The sequence below is a fragment of the Halomonas profundus genome (assembly GCF_020865425.1).
Classification (GTDB): Bacteria; Pseudomonadota; Gammaproteobacteria; order Pseudomonadales; family Halomonadaceae; genus Vreelandella; species Vreelandella titanicae.
The window spans coordinates 897,878-919,793 of sequence record NZ_CP086344.1 but is presented as its reverse complement, the minus strand read 5'-3'; the positions used below and the strand labels follow the sequence as shown (position 1 = coordinate 919,793).

The following is a 21,916-nucleotide window of genomic DNA, read 5'->3' as shown; positions in this document are numbered from 1 at the left end:
CATACCACTCTCACTTTCAAACCATGCTAGGAGTGCCACCATGAGTTATCATCAGTCGCTATTACTGAACGGCCGCCTCATCACTATAAGATTGGCGACAGCCGCATGTATCGGTGGTCTTGTTATTGTCTCTCCGTTGGCGTTCGCCGACGAAGAGGACTCAGACGAAACCACTTGGGGATTGGGCGTAGGCGCAATAAGCGAACAGGATCCCTATGCCGGTATCGACAGGGAAAACACCCCATTTCCCTTGTTCCTGATCGAAAACCGGTACATTAGTGTCTTCGGACCGGAAATCGAATTTAAACTGCCGAGTCTTGTCATCAACGACTCACAACAGCTCAATTTCGGCATCGTCGCCCAGTACGATGAGAGCGGCTACGAGCCAGGCGATGCCCCGATTCTCAACGGCATGCGTGAGCGCAAGGGCGGATTTTGGGCGGGGGCCAAAATGGAATGGGAGACCGACTTCGTTGATGTTAGTGCCGAATGGCTCACCGACGTCTCCGGCAACAGCGACGGACATCGCTTCGATCTTGGCCTGGAGAGAACGTGGGAATTCGGCGAACATATAATGGTAACCCCACACGTGGGGGCGTCCTGGCAGGACGACAAGAACGTCGATTACTACTTCGGCGTTCGCGATAATGAGGTTCGCTTCGATCGCCCCGCCTATAAGGGAGAGTCGGCTACCAATATCGAGGCGGGGGTGCGCGGCGTGTACCAGTTTGACCAGCATCACTCTGTGCTGTTAGGTGTTGAGGTCACGAGCCTGGCGAACGAAATCAAAGATAGCCCACTGGTGGATCGTTCGACCCAAAACGCCGTGTTAGTTGGCTATCTTTATACATTCTGATGAGCCGCATACTACTGATCGAGGATCATGACCGGCTAGCCCACTTGATGTGCAAAGGGCTGGTGGGCGCCGGTATCGGCGTTGATGTGGTCGACCGCATCGATTCGGCTTGGGCTGCCGTTCAGCAGATGCCCTACCAGGCACTGGTACTCGATCGTGGCTTGCCGGATGGCGATGGGCTGCTATTGCTCAAGAAGTTGCGCAACGCGGGCCTTAGCGTGCCCTGCCTGGTGTTAACGGCTCGCGATGCGCTGCATGACAGGCTAGAAGGCCTCGAAGCCGGTGCCGACGACTACCTCCCCAAGCCGTTTGCCATGGATGAGATGGTGGCACGTGTCCGTGCCTTGCTACGCCGCCCTGCGAAATTCCATTCAATCGACCCCATTCACGGCGACCTGAGGCTGCATACGGAAAGCGGCGTTCTGTTTAGCGGCGACAAGAGCATTACCCTCGCCCCGGCGGAGCTGCACATCATGCAGTTGCTGTTATATAAGCACGATGAGGTAGTTCGCCGCAGCGCGCTGGAAGCAGCGGCCTGGGGGCTAAGCGAGGCGGTGACACCGAACGCCTTGGATGTCGCCCTGCACCGTTTACGCCGCAAGCTGCTTGCCATCGGTTCGCGCCAGCAGATCGCCAACGTGAGAGGGATGGGATATGCGCTTCGTCAAGCGGATGACGCTCAATAGCCTGAGGCTGAAGGTGCTGCTGGCCTATTTGGCAGGTATGGTGCTGAGTATCACACTGCTGGTAATTGCCGCAGCAGTGGTGCTTCAGAGCGATCTACTGCCTCGTATGGATATGGCCGACGCGGCCGATGGGCTGGTGGACAATGTCGAGTTCGACAGTCGTGGCCGGCCCGTTGGTTTCGACGCCAGCATGGACGACCGCGCTTGGCTATACGAAGGCCCACAACCCGAAACGGCGTACCGTATTCTGGATGATGCCGGGAACGTGGCGGTGGCCTCGAGTGCCAGAGAAGCTTTCTGGCCAGCCGACGGCGAGGTTCTGCGTTTGGCGCGGGGCACCTTTTCCTTTGAGTATGACGACAGAACTTTCTACGGTGCCACGGAGCCCTTTGAGCATGGTGAAAGAACGTGGTATCTGCAGTTCGTCGCCAGTTCAAGATTCGTTGATGTCCTCTATCTCGTCGCCTTTCCACTGGTGGCAGCGGGCGTACTGGTGTTTGGCTTTGTCATGTTCGTTGCCTTCGGTCTATGCGCCTACATTACCTTGCGCTTAACCCTCAAGCCGCTGCGCGATGTTTCCAAATCGGCGGCGGCTATCTCGCCGCGCTCTATAGACGCCCGTCTCGATACGGACGCCGTGCCTGTGGAAATTGCCCCGCTGGTACATAGCTTCAATCACGCTCTGGAACGCCTTGAGCGGGGTTATCGCCTGCAGCAGGAGTTTCTCGGCCACGCGGCCCACGAGTTAAAAACGCCCCTGGCGCTGATCCGCGGGCAGGTTGAGTTGCTCGAGGAAGGGCGAAATGACCGCAAGGCGCTATTGAGCGATGTCGAGTACATGACCCGCCAGGTGCAACAACTGCTACTTCTGGCCGAAGCGAGCGAGGCGCACAACTACCAGTTTAGCGTTGTTCGAATGCACGACATCGCCCACGAAGCTTCCATCTACTTGCAACGCATGGCGGAGTCCGCCGACGTGCATTTAACGGTGCTTGCCGCGGATCAAGGGGTGACATGGAAGGCTGATCACGGGGCATGCTTCACTCTGCTCAAGAACTTGCTGGAGAACGCCATCCAGCATGCCCCCGCGCAGACTCTCGTCAGCATGGAAATCCAGAGCAATACGATAACCGTGCGTGACCGAGGGTCTGGCGTCGAGCCTGAACAGCTGTCTCTGCTGTTCTCTCGTTTCTGGCGAGGTGCACATCGACGCGACCATGGTGCTGGTTTGGGGCTGGCCATCTGCCAGGAAATCGCCATGGCACACGGCTGGGTGCTTTCGGCTCACAACGCCCATCCCGGGTTGATCATGACGCTACGCAAAGAAGCCTAGGGTTAATCCCTGCAAACAGCGCCCTACATCACTTATCAACGAGGTGGTCATGCAAATTTTAAGACGCAAGCCCCTAAATCCGCCCAACCTGCCCGATACCTTGATCGAAGGTCACAGCCAAGCCGTATTAGTTCAGGGAGGCTCCCGGGTGCTGATGTCCAGCCAGGTAGGGGTCGATGCCGAAGGCCATTTAGCGGGCCCTGAACTTCCCGAGCAGACCGAAGCAGCGCTGAACAATATCGAACGATTGCTATCAAGCCTCGGCGGCGATCTCTTGCGGGTGGTGATGTTGAGAATCTACTTAGCCGAATCCGCTCGCTACGACCAGCAAGTGGTAATGGAGGCGCTGAAGCATCGTTTCCCCACCGCCCCGCCGGCTGCTACTTGGTTGATTGTGTACGGCCTTGCCGAACCAGAATGGTTAATCGCTATCGAGGCCGAGGCAGTGCTGCCGGGGTTTGCCTTAAACAGTTAAATAACCGTAACAGTCGAAATAATAACGCTGCTTGTTAAACACTACATAGCCCGCCTGCCCGACCATTCTAAGTAAGAGGGAGCACATTTGTGACTCTCTGTTAGAGGCAAGCACCGACAGAGAGGGTTCCATGATTAGCCGCCTTAGCGTTCTACTTTTCACACTCTTTCTGCTGACTTCCTGCGCCGTGCCGCCAGATTTCCCTGGTTTTCAACCCTCAGAAAATCTGCCTCGCTATGATCAGGAGAGTTTCGACCAATATGTGCACGATACACGTGCATGGATTGCGGATAACCGCGCTTTCATCAGCGAAGATCGCGACCTTGAAATAGAGCTCAATACGCCGTTCGAACTCCGCCCTGATAAACCGGCGAAACGCGGTATCCTGTTAGTTCATGGACTGGGCGCAAGCCCGTGGTATTTCATCGATATCGCCACAGCCATGGCGAATGACGGCTGGCTGGTTCGCTCCATTCTTCTGCCTGGCCACGGCACACGCCCTGCCGATCTTATGCTGCCTGATAATGATGATTGGGAAAAAATAATTGCCCATCACGCCAAACTGCTGGCAGCCGAGGTCGATGAACTTTGGCTTGGCGGTTTCTCAACCGGAGGTAACCTGGTCACCTCTCATGCGTTCACAGACGACAATGTCGATGGCCTGCTGCTGTTTTCTCCTGGATTTTACCCCGATACCCACTATCTATTTCTCGCCCCGACCATTGCCTATTTATGGGACTGGCTCGATATCGATGATGAAGACAATATCGTCACTTACCAATCATTTCCTGCGCGAGGGGCCTCGCTCTATTATCACTCGGTCAGTACCGTGCAAAAAAATCTCAAAACCTCACACTTTAATAAACCTGTCCTGATGACGATGAGTCAACATGATAGTGTCCTTGACCCCAACGCGACGCTCATTGCCTTTCAAAACCGCTTTCTCAACCAACAATCGCGCTTCATCTGGTACGGCGATCCACCACAGCACCTTGACGACCCCCGCGTCACCGCCTTTACCAGCCACCTTCCCGACCGGCGAATCAGCAACTTTTCCCACATGAATGTGCTGTTTGCGCCCGAGAATACCTATTACGGTCAAGCGGGTAGCTACCTCATGCTGGAAAACGGCCAGGATGGCCTCGCGCCGCCCGACGACCCGGATGCCCTGTGGTTCGGCGCATGGGGTCAGAGCGACGCGGAAAAATACCACGCTCGCCTGACCTGGAATCCCTATTTTTACGACCTCCTCGATGGTATTCGCGAGGTAACAGGAGACTAATCGACGTCCCTCCCCGACTGAGCTTTTCGGGGCTCATGGAGAATAGGTGCAATAAAATGGTTATATCTATACTTTCACTATCCAAGCATTTTTTTGTAACGCTATACATGAAAGAGAAAACGTCATTCTCAAATATTTGGTTCCCGGAATCCCCTGGAACACTAAGCCATTCACAGTGCTTTGCTTTACGCATTACAATAACGTTAACTGCTGATGCTTCTTAATGCTGGATCAATTGAAAGCGTCATTGCCGTCTTCAGCGTTGAAGCTAGCACTACGGCCTTAATCTTTTCCAAAATAAAATCAAAAAGCACTACAGCTTGGCTACTGAGTGATATTGAGGATGAGATACTAGAGTGCACCAATACAATAGGAGTGGCAGGCGTAGGGGCTCTTTTAGTTATATTTTTGTTGGCCTAATCCACTTCTTAATTGCTGTGCTGAATATCAAATGACGAATTAATCATTAATAACGACTTGGCCGCAGGCTCTGAGAAAAGCAGCCCCCGATAATACTTGCTGGCAGAAATAAGCAGCGTGTATATGGACTCCTCCTCGTCTACAAGCACAGAAGGTCATAGCGGCACAGTCGACTGCTAGCGTATATCCGGTCTCGTAAAGAATGCCTAACGTGTGGGCATCAGAGCTTAATGGGCTATTCGCACGTCGGTGCTACCGCTTTCCGCGCTGGCCGACCTGAACGAGTCTGTCAACACGGACAGCATTCGGCGGCTGGACGGGCGCCATACGGTGACGCTGAATATCGTGCCACCACGCTCGGTGGCGTTGGAAACGGCGTCGAATGAAGAACGATATGTTAGACAACATGCCATTTTTTGATCTGCAATCAGGCTTCTCCACGCTTGGCGAGAGCTGAAGCGATCATGTCCGAATTCTCTGTTCCCCATTCGCACAGCGGAACCAGAGCGCGTGAGAGGCTCCGACCGCTTGACGTCAGAGCATAGTCCACGCGCGGCGGGATCTCCTTGTGATCGGTTCTTGATACGACACCATCGGATTCCAGCTCTTTGAGCTGCTGGATGAGCATCTTGTCGCTAACCCCCCGAACGCAGCGCTTCAGCTCGCCATAACGCTTCGATCCATCATGCAGGAAAAAGAGGATCAGCGGCTTCCACTTACCTCCTATTACGCGAAATGTGGCGTCCAGACCACACGTAAACGGAGGAATAATATTGGCTGTTTTCATTTCGATCTCCCTACTTACCAAAAGGTGCATACTTGTATTAAGTATACTGCCCGACCTACAGTGCTTACGTCAACATGAACGACAGCGGCCACTTCATCGCTGAAGAAAAACCCGACGCGACCATCCAGCTTCTGTTCGGGTTCTTCAGCTCGGTGGCTCGTCGTTAGGCACATCAAAACCGCATTGACGGATCTAACCATGAGAGGTGGAAACATGAACATCGGCATCATTGGCGCGGGTCAAGTGGCTCAGGCGTTCGCCCGCAAGGCGATAGGAGCCGGGCACACCGTCGTCCTCAGCAGTCGTCGCGGCCCAGACAAGCTGGCTGCTCTGGTAGATGATCTCGGGCCGTTGGCGAACGCCGTCACGCCTGAGGATGCGGTCGAGAATCCGATGGTACTGCTTGCGGTGCCCTGGCCGGGAGTCGATGCGGCTCTGGGATCGCTGCCCACATGGCATGGACAGATATTGATCGATGCCACCAATGGCTTCGAGGATGGGGGGCTCGTCGACTTTGGTGACGGAAGCTCCAGCGAGATGGTCGCATCACTCACGCCTGGGGCGCGTGTCGTCAAGGCGATGAACTCGCTCTTCATGACGAACTTCGAACTGGATCCCACCTCTGGCGACTTTCGTCGGGTGGTGTTCGTCTCGGGCGATGACAGTGCTGCGAAGACTGAAGTCGCGGATCTCTTCGAGAGTTTCGGTTTTGCCCCAATCGACCTGGGAACCCTGCGCCAAGGCGGACGCATACAGGCGGTGGGCGCACCGCTTGCTGGCCATGACTTTTTCCTGCCTTGGCCTGCACCGCGTTCCTTTCCTGCCTTCAATGGCGAACGATAGCAAGGCAATGATATGGACACTCAAAAACGTACAGGACAGCGCATCATCCAATACCGCTACGGCGATCCCAACGAAGTACTCCAGGTCGAAGATGCGACTTTTGACCAGCCCCTCGGCGCCGGTGAGGTACTCGTCAGGGTCACCCGCAGCATGATTCATCCGGGGGATTTGCAACTGATCGCGGCACGTTATTCGAATCCATCCGAGCCGCTTCCCAGTGGCCGCGTCCCAGGGTTTGAAGCCGCTGGGATCATTGAGAAGGCCGCGCCAGGCGCGCTGGAAGGGACAGGACTTGCCCCTGGAATGCGGGTCGCCTTCTTTGCTCCGGGTGCCTGGCAGAGTTATGCGGCCGTACCGGTGACGTCGCTCGTCGCGCTGCCGGGCGAGCTCTCGGACGACGTGTCGACTCAGGTCATTATCAACACCATCATCGCACGCCAAGTGCTCCGTCTCGGCTTGCGAGATATGTCGCCAAGGCCGCGTCTCATTCTTCAGTCAGCCGCAAACTCGGCAGTGGGTAAGCTCATTACGATTTTTGCATTGCAAGAAGGGTTAGAACCGATCCGCCTAGTGCGCGAACCAAAGAGCGCGGATTTGCTCCGAGGCATCCTGCCCGGCGGCCATGTGATCAGCACCAATGCCGAGGGGTGGCAGTACGAGGTGCGCAACGTGGCGCGTGGCGATATTGCACTAGCTGTGGATGGGGTTGGTGGCCCGATGCTGACTGACCTATCTCGCCTCCTAGCCACCAAGGGACGCGTCGTATTGTACGGCACCCTCGCAGACGCACCGTCGGATATGACGCTCTATTCGCATAAGGCGCTTACCGTGACCGGTACGACCATTCTGACCTGGCAGGACGACACAACACCGAAAGAACGCGATGCCGACATGCGTGCTGCGATCGAGGTCGGCCTGGCCCAGAAGAACGTGTTCGGCGGCAGCAGCGAGTTCACTCTGAAAGAGCTCGACAAGGCGATCAACGCGGTAACGGCACCGGGTAAGAGCGGCAACATTATCCTGAAATTCTGAGGAAAATCTAATGAATAACCACGACAGCATATTGTTCAATCCGGTCAAACTCGGCGAGGTCGAACTGCAAAATCGCATCATCATGGCTTCCATGTCACGGGCGCGAACCAGCAATCCCGAACTGATCCCGATCCCGCTGCAGGTCGAGTATTACAAGCAACGGGCGTCAGCCGGGCTGGTCCTCAGCGAAGGAACTTGGCCGAGCCGCGAGGCAGTCGGTGCAGTCAATGTGCCCGGCCTCTTCAACGACAAACAGATGGAGGGCTGGAAGCCGGTAACCGAGGCGGTTCATGAGGCCGGTGGTCGGATCTTCGTGCAACTTGGGCATTGCGGCGCGGCCTCGCATCCAGACTTGCTTGGCGGTGCGTTACCTCTAGCGCCTTCAGCGGTGAACCTGAATCACCAGGTGTTTGCTGGCAGCTTTCAGCAAACGACCACGCCAGGAGCGATGACGCTCGGGGATATAGAACGTACGATTGAGGATTATGCTCGCGCGACCCGTCTCGCTCAGCAGGCAGGGTTCGACGGTGTCGAACTGCATGGAACCGTCGGCTTTCTGATTCCTCAATTCCTGAGTGACAAGTTTAATCTTCGTGATGATGAATACGGTGGAAGTGTCGAGAATCGGATCCGCTTTCCCCTAGCCTGGATTTCTCATAGTACCTCAGCCAGTACCGCACTCAGGCTGTAACACCGCTAAACACCTACTGGCTCGACTTACATCGGCTACTTTTTAACCACTTTCCGTCCTTCAGACACACTTCCCCCTTTCCCCCATTGCGTCGGGCCGGGGGCGCCCGAGCAGTCAGTTCGGCACCAACCGCCTGACCAGATCGGATAGCGCCGTTTTATAGGGGTAGCTGTCACTCATCAACACCCGGATGCGGCGCGTATTGCGGAGGATGACCGCGCCTACTTTGATGAGCTTGAGCCTCAGGTTGCTTGGACTCATGCGCGCGAAGGGCGTGTGCTTCAGGTAAGTCCGTAACCGCTCGAACAGCGTATAAGCGAAGCCCGACAAGATCAGCCGCCACTGATTGGCCCACCAGTGCGTGCTGGAGGTCCGGTCAGCAAACAGGCTCAGTTGTTGATCCTTGATCCGGTTCTCCATGTCACCCCGGGCACAGTACTGCTCGTAGTAAAGCTTGAAGCCGTCATCGTAACGAGAGCTGATGATAAACCGGGGATTAGAGCCTAACTCACCTTCTTCTAGGCGGGCCACCACCCAGCGTGGGTATTTCCAGGAGCGGGCTTGATACTGGAAGCGGAACGTCCCCGCTACTTTCCCTCCCACCTGCCATTGGGTCTTGCGCACCAGCATCATGGGGACGTCCACTTCCTTGAGCAGCCGGCTGTTCTTTGCGATTCCCACGATGTAGTCGACGTGATGCCGATCACACCAGTTCAGCATCCGGGGACGACAAAAGTGGCTATCACCTCGTAACACGATGCGCGTATCGGGCCAGTATTGACGGATAAAGCGTACCAGTAAGGCGAGGATCGCCCAGCTATGGCGGCTGTCGCTGCGGTCACTGGTGCGCAGATAGCTCACCAGTAAGTGGCGCCCACAGAAGACATACAGTGGGAAGTAGCAGTGGTGATCGTAATAACGGTTAAAGAACTTGCCGGGTTGCTCGCCATGCACGGGGATGTCGGTGCCATCAAAGTCCAGCACGATCTCCTTGGGTGGTTCGTCATGCTGTTCAATGAAGTGATGCCACAGCAACTCATGGGCCTTCACTATTGCTTGCCGATCGGCGTTCTGCTCCACCCGGCACAGCGTCGACTTGCCTGCCAGCGTATCCTCTTCACCGAGCGCTGTCTGAAGGGCCTGATCATAGCGCAGGGCCTCATGGTCGTTGAAATCTTCATAGCCAGCGGCGACACCGAACACCCGCTGACGAACCAACGTGTCGAGCTTATGACGAACCTGTTCCGGTGAGCGGGGATCATGAAGCACGGCGGCCAAGCGGCGTGTTAGGCGATGCTGTTTATCGACTTCACGAAGCAGGAGTAATCCGGCGTCCGACGTAATGTGGCCCCCGGAGAAGTCGGCTTCAATTTGGCGGCGAGAGAGTGGCGAGAAGGTCAGCTTTTCAGGTACCATTTTGGAAGCGGCTGTTGGTGTTGGTTTTTGGTGTAAGGCCCTGAAACGTTAACACTTTCAGCCGCTTTCTTTTATACCCTGTGAGAAATCCGGGCTAGAGGTTCTGGAGGCCATGATTTCTGAATGGCGCCCGGGAAGAGTTGGTTTGAAGCTGAGTCCAGCGGTTGGTATGGGAGACCTGCAGCCCACGGCGGCAACGCTGCCGACGTACGAGCGCCTTGTATCCCGGGTTTCCGCATTGAAGATCGCCTATCTCCAGCTCCAGGAGTCGCCCGAGGATTTGACCGGAACGCCGGCCGAGGCGTTGAACGAAGGAACCGCCAGACATTTCCGCCCGTTCTTCGATGGCTCCATAATTGCCAATGGCGGGCTGGACAAGGCTAGAGCTGAGGGGGTGATTGCGTCAGGTACCGCAGATGCAGCAGCGTTTGGGGGACTCTATTTATCTAGCCCTGACCTTGTCGAGCGACTACAGCGTGGTGTTCCACTCGCGCCCGTGCCCTCACGAGAAACCTGGTATGGAGGTGGCGCGGCCGGATATGTGGATTACCCACGTGAAACGTGATGGTCGATTCGGTGATGGATTGGACACGGCAAGCCCATGCGTTGGCCGCCATTCATCACACAAACGAGAAAGGTAGCGTAAAACCTCAATCCTATTGAATCAAATAGAAGTCTGAAAATAAACGGGCGAGCCTAGGATTACTAGGCTCGCCCGTTTATTTTCCATATCAAAATCAATAGTTCGCTTTAAATTTTATAACCAGCGCATCAGATGATAAAAAAAACTTTCGCTTGCTGCGAAGACATTAACTCGAGATAAGCAATCTCTTTATCTTCACCGGAACCTCTCTCAACGGATGCTACACCTTAGAAAAGCACCAAGGTGAAAATTTAGGCTGCTTTTGAAATCTTCATAATTCACTCCTTATCCTTAAATAATTAGCCATCTCTCAATAAACCCAGTGACATGTGAGAAATTTAAATCTACATGCCACCGAGTAGTTTCAATGACTTTAAGTCACTTTAGAACACACTACCTACAACCGCCCCTATTAGGTTCGTTCAAGGGTTGTCAGAAAGTACTTGGGAGGCCGGAATATCCTGTGTGCCGCTGTCTGCAGATGTCGATCCAGAATAAACAATTCTATTATCTTCATCCGAGCCTCTTTCAGCAAGTGCTACGCCTGAAGAAAGCATTAATGCAATAATTAAGGCCGCATTTAAAAATTTCATGATTCACTCCTTACGTTTAACTATTCGATCAACCTACTGAGCTAAAAGCAACTCATGGATCGCTTCCCCTCTAACTTCCTACATGTGAGTTAATCAGCTCTTTTAGAGAAGAAGGCTTGGTTTGCTAGTCGCATCATCAGCACATGAATGATAGATTCAAAATGAACGAATAAGAATGCCAAATACTCTTCCTTTCTTGCCTGATCCAGTCTTTCTATATATTTCCGAGAATCTTTTAATATTGAGAAGAAGTGATGCCCGCCTGACACTCTCGTCAGACAGCTCATACAGAATAAAGGCAACTGCCGACCAAAACCCTCGCCGAAATCGCGGACATGAGCATTCTGCCCCTCAAGCGGCACTTAAAATCTCCAACTATCGATGTCTTCTAGTGAGGGTGCACTTGGGGCTAAACTGGTATTTCCACGATGCTAAGAGCAGCCAGCCCCCAACGCTATGATCAACACCTTTGCCGTATCCAACTACCGCAGCCTGAAAAACATTGTCTCTCCCCTGTCGAGTCTCAATGTAATGACTGGGCCCAACGGTTGCGGCAAGTCCAATTTATACAAAGCGCTGCGATTATTGGCAGAAACAGCCAAAGGCAATCTTATCTCATCGATTGCTCAAGAAGGCGGGCTTGATAACACCTTCTGGGCTGGCCCGGAAAAACTCACCAAAGACATGAGAGAGGGCTCCACGGCCATTGAGGGCTCTGCCAAGAAAAACAGCCCCCGGCTTAGGCTGGGTTTTGTGGGTGAAGATTTCGGCTACGCCATTTCATTGGGGATGCCCGCCTCTCAGGGCTTTGCGGGCTACCAAGATCCCTCTATGTTCCAGTTCGACCCCGAAATAAAACGGGAATGCATTTGGGCAGGCGATGTTTACCGACCCAGTAGCTGTTTGGTTGACCGCGTTGGGTCTGTGGTCAAAGTGCGTGCAGGTCGTAAATGGCAGGTTTACGATGCCCACCTTAATAGCTACGAAAGCATTCTGAACGAAATCAGTGATCCGGTCGCCGTGCCTGAAGTCCATGCTGTTCGGCAAGCCATTCGTCATTGGCGCTTCTACGATCAGTTCCGAACCGACCCACACTCCCTCATCCGCACACCGCAAATCGGTACCCGCACCACGGTGCTGGATCACGATGGCCACAGCCTAGTGGCCGCATTGCGCACCATACACGAGATTGGCGACCGAAAGGCCTTGTATGAGGCAATTGAAGACGCCTTCCCCGGAGCAACGATTGATTTTGGGGCCGATGCGGGTAACCGTTTTGTACTACAGTTTCGACAGAAAGGCCTGTTGCGCCCCTTAAATCAGTCGGAACTATCAGACGGCACACTTCGCTACCTATTGCTGGTGGCGGCACTGCTCACACCCAGGCCGCCTTCCTTGCTAGTGCTAAATGAGCCGGAAACCAGCCTACACCCGGATTTGCTGCCCGCCCTGGGGCGCCTGATTATCCGTGCATCGCGGGAAACCCAGGTGTGGGTGGTCTCCCACGCACCGCGCCTGGTGGCGACACTGGAGCAAGATCAGGCCTGCAACTCTATCGCGCTGGATAAAGAGTTTGGCGAGACCGTTATCCTCGGTCAGGGATGGCTGGACGAGCCGCCCTGGCAGTGGGCGGATTAAGCAGAACGCTAACGAACCGAGGACACTAGCGTTTCGTCTTTTCCATTTAGTTTGCCTAGAAGCCCTTTTCGCTAACTAAAGTGTAGCTGTTGGGGTGCTTTAGATTGATCAAAACGTAGGCTCATCACTATCAGCCCAATAAAAATCACCCCAAGCATCAGCCATGCCTGCTCAAACCCTCCCAGTAAGTCTTTTATCAACCCCGCCGCGATAGGTGCTAAAGAGGCGATGAGATAGCCGATCCCTTGTACCCAAGCAGCAAGCTGACCAGATAGCACGGGGTCGTCTGAGTGATCCATAGTGATGATCAAGCTTAAGGGAAAAAGGCCTCCAATTCCTAACCCCAGCAGCGCGGTTGCCAACCAAGCCATTGTTTTAGGCATTAGCCCAAGAAGCAAAAAGCCCGCCACCGATAACAGAAGCACCAGCAATAACACCGGGCGACGGTCTTTCATCTGTTGAGCCAGTATGGGAAACGTTAGGCCAGCCATCACCTCAATGGCAGTTAGCCAACTAAGCGCCAGCCCCGCTTGCGTTTGAGACCAGCCTAAATTGATAAAGGTGGGCGGAATCCAAGCCAGAAGGCAGGTATAACCCGCCGTACCTAAACCAAAGAAAATCGCCAACGACCAAAACCGAGGCTGCCGAGCCATCGCTGAAAAAGCGATGCTAACACTGTTGTTTTGACTAGGGGCTGGCAGTATTCGCCTGCGCATCACCCAGCAAACGAGCCCTGCAAGTGCTAAAAGTCCCCATAACGCCAAGGCGCTCTGCCAGCCAATATAATCACTCACCACAGGCGTAATGGCAGAGGCTAGAGCCGCGCCCCCCATGATGGAGGCAATGTAGAACCCCATCACCATCGGGGTTTTCTCGCCTGCCGCCTGTTTTATCACCGCAGGAAGTGCCGCCTGGATAAAGGCTATGCCAATGCCGGCGCCCAGCGCGGCTGCCCATAAGCCTGTATACCCGAAGCCAAACCAGTGTAACGCGTCCGATAAAGCAATCGACGCAAGCGCCAGGGTAATCACGCTATTAAAGCCGATCCGCTTTGCAAGCAACGCGCTAACAAAACACCCCAACCCCATCGCTAGTACCGGTAACGTGGTTAAAAGCGACAGCTGTGTAAATGAAAGACTCACATCATACCGGATTGCCTCAACCAGCGGGCCAATAGCCGCCATGGATGGCCTCAGGTTGAGCCCAATCAGAATGATCAGAAGGATCGTTCTTACCAACGGTATTGATCTCGAATTGCTATTGCGCATACCCACTGCCCACCCTTTATCGGCCATTGCTAAAATAAGAATCGGCGCTTACTTTAAAACCTCAGGTTAACTTGAGGTCAAGATAAATGATGAACTGGCTAATTAGGCCTAAAGAAGAGAGTGTTAAGCGTGGGTGCAGTGGCTAAAAGAAGCAGGTTTAACGTATCGACGATGTATTATTACGGTGCAGAAGGGTTATAACGAGCTGGCAAAAATCGCGGCGACCAGCGCCGCTTCGCTTTGGGCAAGTTGTTTATCGTCAACTATACTGCGCCCTAACGAACATGATGTCGTTGCCTGAGTTGGGGCTAGCGTGCAGCGCCAGCCAACAAAGGTAAATTAGTCAGCTTGAACAGCATAAGGAGTTTGCCGTGACAGCCACTAACGATCGCACTTATCGAAGCGGACCAAACCCGTTTCATACCGTAATGCTTGCAGGGACTACGCCACTCTTTCTTGGCACCATGCTATGTGATTACGCCTACTCAACCACCTACCATATTCAGTGGGCCACCTTTGCTTCTTGGCTAAATTTGGGTGGGCTTATTTTCGCGGGACTTGCGCTTTTGTGCGCAATTATTGGCTTTTTTCGTTCCCAAGACCGTCGTTTGGCTTTTCTGATGTATCCAGCGCTGCTATTGCTCACCTGGGTACTGGGTCTTGTCAATGCGTTAGCCCATGCACGAGACGCCTGGGCCATGATGCCAGTTGGCTTTGCTCTTTCGATCGTCGTTGTTTTGCTCGCAGGCACGGCGACGTGGGTCGGTTTTTCCCGCTTTGGTATCGGAGATAAGCCATGAAGTTTTCCCATTTCTTCGCCGCTCCTCTCTCGATACTTCTGGTGGCAGGTGTTGCTCGCGCTCAGGACTCTCAAAAGTATGGGCCAAACCCTGACCTTCCTGAACCACAACGTGGGCTTCTGCCGGATATGTCAGTTCCCGAGCCCGCAGAATGGGGCGACCAGCTACCGACGGTTCCCGACGGTTACACCATTACGGCCATTGCTACTGATCTTAAGGTGCCGCGCCAAACGCTGGTGTTGCCCAACGGCGATATTCTGGTGGCAGAGGGAAGCGGCGGCAACGCACCGCCCCTGAAGCCAAAAGATTTTATTGCTGGCTACATAAAAAGCCAGGGCACCACCTCCGTTGAAAGCGGTAACCGATTGACCCTTTTGCGCGATAGCGACGATGACGGCAGCTACGAAGAGCAAACGGTGTTTGCCGAGAACCTCAACGCGCCTTATGGGCTGGCATTGGTTGATAACAACCTCTATGTCGCTAACCAAGATGCGGTTGTACGCTTCGATTACGAGGAAGGCCAAACCGAGGCCAGTGGGTCGCCAGAAATAATTACGCTGCTACCCTCGGAAATCAACCACCACTGGACCAAGGCGATGACCGCGAGCGCTGACGGAGACTACTTGTACTTGGGCATTGGCTCCAACAGTAACATCACCGAACGTGGCATGGCAGCGGAGGTTAGTCGAGCCGAGGTATGGGAAATTGATGCCGACACCGGCATGCATCGGCCTTATGCCACCGGCCTGCGCAACCCCACGGCGTTGGCTATCCAACCCGATACTGAGCGACTTTGGGCAGTCGTTAATGAGCGTGACGAACTAGGCCCGGACTTGGTTCCAGACTACCTAACCACCGTACAGGACGGCAGCTTTTATGGCTGGCCATTTAGTTATTGGGGGCAGCATGTTGACCCCCGCGTACGCCCGCAGAACCCTGAAAAAGTGGAGTCAGCAGTGGTACCCGACTACAGCCTAGGCTCGCACGTAGCACCACTGGGTCTCGCCTTCTCCATACCGGAAATGGGAGATGAGTTCGCTGAAGGCGTGTTTATCGGCGAACATGGCAGTTGGAACCGCTCAGACCCTGTGGGCTACCAGGTTGTCTTTATCCCTTTCCGCAATGGCGAGCCCGACGGTGACCCAATTGATTTCGTTTCCGGGTTTCTTACTGAAGACGGCAAAACTCGCGGTCGCCCAGTCGGCGTCACCATCGATCCAGAGGGCGCCCTTATCATCGCTGACGACCTGACGAACGCCGTTTGGCGCGTGACCTACGATGGCGATGAGTAAACACTTAACCCTCCGCGTAAAAAAAGGCGGCAGCCTGTTGTACTGCCGCCTTTTCCGTTTGTTCTAAAGAAGCCTTTATATGAACAACTCATACCAGGTTAACTCATGCACTACTTCAATTAACCGCGCAGTAGCAAGTATTGTCATGGTTAAGATTTATGATACAAAGCGATCTGTCGCGCGTATCAACTGATCGAGAATGCCGGGTTCGCTCCAGGCATGCCCTGCCCCTTCGATCAAATGGAATTCGGATTCTGGCCAAGCGTTATGCAGTGCCAGCGCATAACGAACAGGGCATGGCATATCGTACCGCCCATGGACAATGACGCCGGGAATGCCTTTTAGGCGTGAAGCGTTAGCAAGCAGTTGCCCCTCCTCCAGCCAAGCGCGATGAGTGAAATAATGGTTCTCTAACCGCGCAAAGGCTAACGCAAAATGCCCCTCTCTGTAGGGAGCCGATAAGGCAGGGTCTGGTAGCAGGGTGATGGTTTCACCCTCCCATATCGTCCAGGCCTTCGCCGCCTCAAGCTGAGCGATAGGGTCGTCACCCATCAAACGATGATGGTAGGCGGCCACCATATCGTGTCGCTCTGCTTCAGGAATAGGCGTCTGAAACGCCGCCCACTTATCGGGGAACATTTCAGACACACCAAACTGATAGTACCAGTCAATCTCCGCTTGAGTGACCGTATAGACGCCTCGCAAAATCAACTCACTGACACGTTCAGGATGCGCCTGGGCGTACGCAAGGCCCAGGGTAGAACCCCAAGAGCCGCCAAAAACCATCCACTGGGTTACGCCAACATGCTCACGTAGCCTCTCGATGTCTTCGACTAAATACCACGTAGTATTGGCTTCGATACTGGCATGGGGCTCTGAACGTCCACAGCCACGCTGATCAAAGAGAAGAACATCGTAGTGCTCAGGGTTAAACAGACGTCGATGATCAGGCGAAATTCCACCGCCGGGGCCACCATGCAGGAACACCGCAGGCTTACCGCCCGGTTTGCCAACACGCTCAAAATAGACCGTATGGCCACCCCCAACATTGATCATGCCTGTTTCGTAGGGTTCGATCGGTGGGTATAGGGTTCTCAAGTTCGTCATTCAAGCCTCCCGCTTCAGTTTCACCTTTCCAAACACCGTTTGACACTTCCACCTTCGCCGACGACTTTACTACAGGCGATTCTCAAATGACCTCGAAGAACGGTCAGGAATGCTAGTATCTAGGAAAGGAAGTGAACCCGGAAGTGGTACAGCCAGCACTGGATCAATCTGGCAATAAATGAAAGGACCTCATCATGATTGAATCAATAGAAGAACTCGAAGCGATTAGAAAAACGTGTCATTCGATGGTCACCAAGAGTTCGAGCCTCTCTGCGGGCGCAGCGGTTATACCCATTCCAGGGGTGGATATAGGTTCAGACGTTGCCATATTGATGCGGCTAATTCCCAAAATTAACCAGAAATTTGGTTTAACGCCTGAACAAATCGACAGCCTGGATACAGAATCCAAGCTCTTTGTGATGACGGCCATCTCAAATACCGGCAGCAAAATGGCCGGTAAATACATCACGAAAAAACTTATCGTGATGCTGTTAAGCAAGATGGGCGTCAAGGTAGCGTCTAAAGGTGTTGCTAAGTTCGTGCCCTTTGTAGGTAGCGCTGTGGCAGGTGGCATTAGCTTCACCGCCATGAAGTACATGGGTAACAGCCATGTTGAAGATTGTTATCAAATTGCCTTGGCGGCACTGGAAAAAGAGCGTCGGGAACATGAAATCGTGATTGAATCAGAGCCAGACGTATAACCCGCCCCTCACTGCAGAGATACTCAGTAAAGCTGAATAGCGGTCTTTCTAATGTGGCTCCGCTAGTGGGCGGTGATATGCTCTAGTTGATTTCTTAACGATTACATCAGGAGAATTTAATGCCCGCTTACGTCGTACTAACCCGTGAACATACTCACGACGCCAAGGAAATGGAGCGCTACGGCGAGAAAGCAAAAGCTGCTCGCGAAGGCCACGATCCGCAACCGCTCGCTTTTTATGGCGATTTTGAAGTGCTTGAAGGTAGCGCTATGGAAGGTGCGGTGATTCTGCGCTTTCCGGATATGGCTGCCGCCCGCGCCTGGTATCAAAGCCCCGCCTATCAGGAAGCCCGCAAGCATCGCTTCCAGGGCGCCGACTACCGCGTTTTTATCGTTGATGGCCTAACAGAAGCCTAAAGAACCTCACCTGCAAAGGCGATGGAACCCTCGCCTTTGCGGGGCCGATTTTCCCTATCCCAATCATGACGCAACGATTACCCCCGCGTTAGCGCTCAACTTTCTTTAAGCAGTACAAAATGCTCAATCAATCGAATCATCAGCGTTTTCTGATCGGGCAGACTTTCCGCCACTAATAACGCTAACGCGACCAACGTGTTGTCATTAATAAGCTGCTCAACAGGGCGTGCCAGTAACGCGGCGTTGCGGCGCAGGTACCACAAAAACAGAAAAGAGCCACAGCGCTTATTTCCATCAGCTAGGGGATGGTTCTTGATAACAAAATAAAGCAGGTGCGCCGCTCGGGTAGCCACATTGGGGTAAAATAGCTCATCACCAAAACCTTGTTCGATGGTGGCGAGAGCTGATGTCAAACCATCACCCCGCACCTGTCCAAAAAGCTCGGTTGCTTCGCCTTTGCTAATGAGAGTTCGCTTCAACTCACTAATGGCTTTCAGTGCCTCTTCTAACCCTAGCGAATGCATATCAGGCTGCTTGATGTTTAACTCAGCTAATTGCTGTTCATCGTAGCCCTGCAGCAAACTCCAGGAGCGTGCGTAGTCGCTAATAACACGCGCAACGGCTTCGCCCTCGATAGATACCAGCCCTTGGTTGGTCAAGGTTCGGCTGAGCAGATTGACTGCCTGTTCAAACTCGATACCGCGCTCGGTTAGTCGGCGTTGGTTAAGGGTATAGCCTTGAACCAGATATTGTTTGAGTACATCGGTAGCCCACTTGCGGAACTGTACACCACGCTGAGATTTCACGCGGTAGCCAACTGAAATAATGACATCAAGATTGAAGTGATCAACCTGATAAGCTTTGCCATCTTCGGCAGTATGTGCAAATTTTGCACATACTGAATTTCGCTCCAGCTCTCCCTCGTTAAAAACGTTACGAATGTGCTTTGTAATAACCGAACGCTCACGCCCAAACAGTTCACACATCTGCGCCTGACTCAACCACACGGAGTCCTGTTCCAACGCCACTTCCAGCTGCGCTTTGCCATCTTCGCTGGTGAATATCTGTATTTGCTGGTCATTCATCGATTGCGCCCCCGTTTTTATCCCGATCTACCTGTCGCTAAAGCGACTTTCTTAGTTAGCTAAGTATAAATCGCGACTTAAACTGTACACCTATACAGCAAAAATCCCAAAAAATGTTTGCTGTTAAACATCCACGAACGCTCTGGGGGATGGAAAACGCGATACCAAAACGCCCCGAACCAAGTCGGGGCGTTTTGCCGTTGCTTTACCTCTGGGATAGGCGGAATTACATCACCAGCGATAGCTCACTTTCGCGCTGATTTCGCGACCCGGATTATAGTAATCGGCCGTGCTTGAACCGACCACGTGCTGCTCGTCGAGCAAGTTGCTGACATTGACGGCTAGGTCGGCGTCTTTAGTGAGCTGGTAGCTGAAGGCCGCGTCAAACAGCGTTGCCGCACTGCTCTTTGACGTATTGGCGACATCAAAGTAGTAGGAGCCAATGTAACGGGCGCCGAGACCAACGCTCATATCCTGGCTTGGCAAGGTATAGTAGCCCCACAGCGACGCCGTATGTTTGGGTGCTGCGGTGAACTCGTTACCCTCTCTGGCTGCGTTGCTGTCGCGTACCACCTCCGACTCCATATAGGAGTAACCACCGGCCACGCTAAAGCTATCGGTCAACTCAGCCTTCGCTTCCAGATCAAGACCCCGTACGCGGGACTCACCCACGGTTTCCCGCTCGATAACGCCATTGTCCTGTACAACCGAGATGGTGACGTCGTCCCTGGTTAGGTCATAGATGGCCGCCGAAAACAGCGCATTGGTACCAAAGGGGGAATATTTCGCACCAATTTCGTACTGCTCACCCCGTTCGGGGTCGACACCAATCGTGGGCGGTGCGACCGACTCCACCATGCTGACATAGGTAGAAATTTCGTCGGTGACCCGATAGGTCAGCGCACCGCGAAGTGAGGTCTCAGAGAAGTCATCGGAATCGGTAACGCCCGCCATGTTGGTGCTTGAGACATCCATCGAGTCGTTGCGCACACCCGCTGTCACAATGAATCGGTCATAGAAGGACAAATTCTGAGTCAGGAAAACAGACTCAGTGGTGAAGTCCTGCTTGTTGCTGCTGTAGACGTTCAGGCTACTCGGGGCACCGCTAAAAACGGGATTTGCGATATCAATGGAGGTCGCATCCCCGTAAAACGAACGGTCTTCGGTTGAAGCTTCGCCATACTCGACACCCACGAGCGTGCTGCTATCGACCTGATCAAAGCGGGCGTCGTATTGCAGGATAGCGTTGCCGATCAACTCCTGGGCTTCGTTGTCCGTTCCAAAATAGTCGCGATCCACCACGCTACCAACTCGCGCCGCGGAGTCAGTGATATAAACGTAGCCGAAGTCATCAGTCAGGTCGCTATAGCGCAGATTACCCCGCAGCGTCAGCCCGTTGTTGAAATCATGGGTGAGCTGTCCGGTAAGGCTGGTACGCTCAACATCGTGATAATTAAAATCAGGCTCACCAAAGAACTCGCTGCGATCGTACTCCCGGTCGAGTGGATAACCGCCGCTGTTAGGGGTGTCGTCACGCTTCAGGTAATCGAAGATAACGCTTGCTGAGGTGTAATCTGTCGGCTCCCAGGCCAAGCCCCCCATCAGGAAACCATTGTTGTCTTTGGAGTGATCGTATTCGCGATCGCTGTCTCGGATGGTGCCGGTAAAGCGGTAGGCCACTGTCTCGTCAGCGTTCAGCGTGTCACCCACATCAACACCGGCTTCTTTTGCGTCAAATGAACCGTAGGAGAGATAGCCCTCTCCAAAACGCTCAAAGCGTGGCCGCTTGCTCACGAAGTTGACCGAACCACCTGGATCCGCCGGGCCAAACAGGGTGGAGTTGGCCCCACGCAACACTTCAACGCGTTCGTAGGCGTAAGGCTCTTCGCGTACACCGCGCATTGAGCCTAGCGTAAGCCCGTCACGGTAGGTGGTGGCCTCGAATCCGCGAATTTTAAAATAGTCGTTACGGTCATCGGTGCCGTAATAATCAGTGAGGACGCCTGGCGTATATTGCAGCACTTCCTCGGTGGTAGAGGCGTTGCGCTGCTCAATCTCCTTCTCAGTGACGACCGACACGGAAGCGGGGGTATCAAGGATACTGGTAGCCACCTTACCGCCGACCCATAGCTCTTGGGCCACTATCGAGTTGGCATCATCATCAGCGTAAGCCTGAGCATTGACGATAATGGGAGCAAGGCGATAGCCCTCATTACCTTCACTGCTCTCGCCGGTTTCCTGGGCGTTCCCAATCATGGGAATAGTCACCAGCGTGGTGCCGCACAGAATGGCGGTAGTGGTCTGCTGCCACCGTAACCAACTTGCGTTGCGCCGGACTGTGCTACTGCTATCAGTCATGTTGAAGATCCCTTGAAATGATTAAACCGGCCCTGCTCGCCTTATGGTTTTCTTTTAAAAGGCCGTGAGAGTATCCAAAGGTGGCAGCACCTAGTCAATAGTAATAACACAAATCATAATCATTTATTTTGAACTTTAGTTCATGATTGCAATACACGTATGAGGTCATGCACCAACCGACTACCCGTCCTATA

The 21,916-nt window shown here is 53.6% G+C and carries 22 protein-coding genes; 14 read left to right on the top strand and 8 right to left on the bottom strand.

Annotated elements, in window-relative coordinates:
- Positions 1-40 precede the first annotated feature (40 nt).
- The 5 genes from LMS44_RS04335 to LMS44_RS04315 all read left to right on the top strand — a co-directional run bounded on the left by LMS44_RS04335 (position 41) and on the right by LMS44_RS04315 (position 4,632).
- Positions 41-856 (top strand): MipA/OmpV family protein, encoded by an 816-nt coding sequence (locus tag LMS44_RS04335; RefSeq protein ID WP_009286854.1) that lies wholly within the window; start codon positions 41-43, stop codon positions 854-856.
- Entirely contained in the window at positions 856-1,542 is a 687-nt protein-coding gene (locus tag LMS44_RS04330) for a response regulator transcription factor (RefSeq protein WP_498946917.1), read from the top strand. The genes LMS44_RS04335 and LMS44_RS04330 overlap by 1 nt, the downstream gene beginning before the upstream one ends.
- Entirely contained in the window at positions 1,511-2,875 is a 1,365-nt protein-coding gene (locus tag LMS44_RS04325; RefSeq protein WP_009286852.1) for an ATP-binding protein, read from the top strand. Before LMS44_RS04330 ends, LMS44_RS04325 begins: the two co-directional genes overlap by 32 nt.
- 49 nt (positions 2,876-2,924) lie before the next feature.
- Positions 2,925-3,350, top strand: a complete 426-nt coding sequence (locus tag LMS44_RS04320) for a Rid family hydrolase (protein WP_039858846.1) — start codon at positions 2,925-2,927, stop codon at positions 3,348-3,350.
- Positions 3,351-3,480: 130 nt separating this feature from the next.
- Positions 3,481-4,632 carry an alpha/beta hydrolase gene (locus LMS44_RS04315; RefSeq protein WP_498946914.1) on the top strand — a complete coding sequence of 384 codons (1,152 nt, stop codon included), beginning with the start codon at positions 3,481-3,483 and terminating at the stop codon, positions 4,630-4,632.
- A gap of 847 nt (positions 4,633-5,479) precedes the next feature.
- Here LMS44_RS04315 and LMS44_RS04310 read toward each other — a convergent pair.
- Positions 5,480-5,839 (bottom strand): winged helix-turn-helix transcriptional regulator, encoded by a 360-nt coding sequence (locus LMS44_RS04310; protein WP_138799637.1) that lies wholly within the window; start codon positions 5,837-5,839, stop codon positions 5,480-5,482.
- A 213-nt stretch (positions 5,840-6,052) separates the two neighbouring features.
- On the opposite strand from LMS44_RS04310, the gene LMS44_RS04305 reads away from it, so the two are divergent.
- Genes LMS44_RS04305 through LMS44_RS04295 form a run of 3 tightly spaced genes read left to right on the top strand, consistent with a single transcriptional unit; the run spans position 6,053 to position 8,405 of the window.
- A complete protein-coding gene (locus LMS44_RS04305; protein ID WP_498946912.1) occupies positions 6,053-6,682 on the top strand; it encodes an NADPH-dependent F420 reductase in 630 nt (209 codons plus the stop codon).
- Between the two features lie 12 nt (positions 6,683-6,694).
- Positions 6,695-7,714 carry an alcohol dehydrogenase catalytic domain-containing protein gene (locus LMS44_RS04300; RefSeq protein ID WP_138799635.1) on the top strand — a complete coding sequence of 340 codons (1,020 nt, stop codon included), beginning with the start codon at positions 6,695-6,697 and terminating at the stop codon, positions 7,712-7,714.
- Positions 7,715-7,724: 10 nt separating this feature from the next.
- Complete coding sequence (locus LMS44_RS04295) at positions 7,725-8,405, top strand: beta/alpha barrel domain-containing protein (protein ID WP_498946911.1); 681 nt, start codon at positions 7,725-7,727, stop codon at positions 8,403-8,405.
- Between the two features lie 114 nt (positions 8,406-8,519).
- Here the strand turns inward: LMS44_RS04295 and LMS44_RS04290 are convergent, their stop codons facing one another.
- The gene (locus LMS44_RS04290) at positions 8,520-9,821 is read right to left on the bottom strand and encodes an IS1380 family transposase (RefSeq protein WP_179917458.1); all 1,302 of its coding nucleotides are present in this window, start codon (positions 9,819-9,821) and stop codon (positions 8,520-8,522) included.
- 145 nt (positions 9,822-9,966) lie between these two features.
- On the opposite strand from LMS44_RS04290, the gene LMS44_RS04285 reads away from it, so the two are divergent.
- Positions 9,967-10,386 (top strand): beta/alpha barrel domain-containing protein, encoded by a 420-nt coding sequence (locus LMS44_RS04285; protein ID WP_498946909.1) that lies wholly within the window; start codon positions 9,967-9,969, stop codon positions 10,384-10,386.
- A gap of 500 nt (positions 10,387-10,886) precedes the next feature.
- Here LMS44_RS04285 and LMS44_RS04280 read toward each other — a convergent pair whose 3' ends face one another.
- Together LMS44_RS04280 and LMS44_RS04275 are read right to left on the bottom strand one after the other, a co-directional pair.
- Positions 10,887-11,057, bottom strand: coding sequence for a DUF2790 domain-containing protein (locus LMS44_RS04280; protein ID WP_171051106.1), 171 nt, complete (start codon positions 11,055-11,057; stop codon positions 10,887-10,889).
- 89 nt (positions 11,058-11,146) lie between these two features.
- Positions 11,147-11,419: a hypothetical protein gene (locus LMS44_RS04275; RefSeq protein WP_138799633.1), complete on the bottom strand. Its 273-nt coding sequence runs from the start codon at positions 11,417-11,419 to the stop codon at positions 11,147-11,149.
- A 94-nt stretch (positions 11,420-11,513) separates the two neighbouring features.
- Here LMS44_RS04275 and LMS44_RS04270 point away from each other — a divergent pair, with 94 nt between their 5' ends.
- Positions 11,514-12,695, top strand: a complete 1,182-nt coding sequence (locus tag LMS44_RS04270) for an AAA family ATPase (RefSeq protein ID WP_498946907.1) — start codon at positions 11,514-11,516, stop codon at positions 12,693-12,695.
- A gap of 71 nt (positions 12,696-12,766) precedes the next feature.
- Here LMS44_RS04270 and LMS44_RS04265 read toward each other — a convergent pair whose 3' ends face one another.
- Positions 12,767-13,879 (bottom strand): MFS transporter, encoded by a 1,113-nt coding sequence (locus LMS44_RS04265; protein WP_022519817.1) that lies wholly within the window; start codon positions 13,877-13,879, stop codon positions 12,767-12,769.
- 455 nt (positions 13,880-14,334) lie between these two features.
- Here LMS44_RS04265 and LMS44_RS04260 point away from each other — a divergent pair, with 455 nt between their 5' ends.
- On the top strand, positions 14,335-14,763 hold the full coding sequence (locus LMS44_RS04260) for a DUF2231 domain-containing protein (RefSeq protein ID WP_022519816.1): 429 nt from the start codon (positions 14,335-14,337) through the stop codon (positions 14,761-14,763).
- Positions 14,760-16,055: a PQQ-dependent sugar dehydrogenase gene (locus LMS44_RS04255; protein WP_190373889.1), complete on the top strand. Its 1,296-nt coding sequence runs from the start codon at positions 14,760-14,762 to the stop codon at positions 16,053-16,055. Before LMS44_RS04260 ends, LMS44_RS04255 begins: the two co-directional genes overlap by 4 nt.
- A 156-nt stretch (positions 16,056-16,211) precedes the next feature.
- Here LMS44_RS04255 and pip read toward each other — a convergent pair whose 3' ends face one another.
- Complete coding sequence (gene pip, locus LMS44_RS04250) at positions 16,212-17,162, bottom strand: prolyl aminopeptidase (protein ID WP_022519814.1); 951 nt, start codon at positions 17,160-17,162, stop codon at positions 16,212-16,214.
- 194 nt (positions 17,163-17,356) lie between these two features.
- On the opposite strand from pip, the gene LMS44_RS04245 reads away from it, so the two are divergent.
- Both LMS44_RS04245 and LMS44_RS04240 read left to right on the top strand, forming a co-directional pair.
- Complete coding sequence (locus tag LMS44_RS04245) at positions 17,357-17,863, top strand: hypothetical protein (RefSeq protein ID WP_022519813.1); 507 nt, start codon at positions 17,357-17,359, stop codon at positions 17,861-17,863.
- Between the two features lie 119 nt (positions 17,864-17,982).
- On the top strand, positions 17,983-18,279 hold the full coding sequence (locus LMS44_RS04240; protein WP_022519811.1) for a DUF1330 domain-containing protein: 297 nt from the start codon (positions 17,983-17,985) through the stop codon (positions 18,277-18,279).
- Between the two features lie 95 nt (positions 18,280-18,374).
- Here LMS44_RS04240 and LMS44_RS04235 read toward each other — a convergent pair whose 3' ends face one another.
- Both LMS44_RS04235 and LMS44_RS04230 read right to left on the bottom strand, forming a co-directional pair.
- On the bottom strand, positions 18,375-19,364 hold the full coding sequence (locus tag LMS44_RS04235; protein ID WP_022519810.1) for a virulence RhuM family protein/type II toxin-antitoxin system death-on-curing family toxin: 990 nt from the start codon (positions 19,362-19,364) through the stop codon (positions 18,375-18,377).
- Positions 19,365-19,595: 231 nt separating this feature from the next.
- Positions 19,596-21,722, bottom strand: a complete 2,127-nt coding sequence (locus LMS44_RS04230) for a TonB-dependent siderophore receptor (protein ID WP_498946903.1) — start codon at positions 21,720-21,722, stop codon at positions 19,596-19,598.
- Positions 21,723-21,916 lie beyond the last annotated feature (194 nt).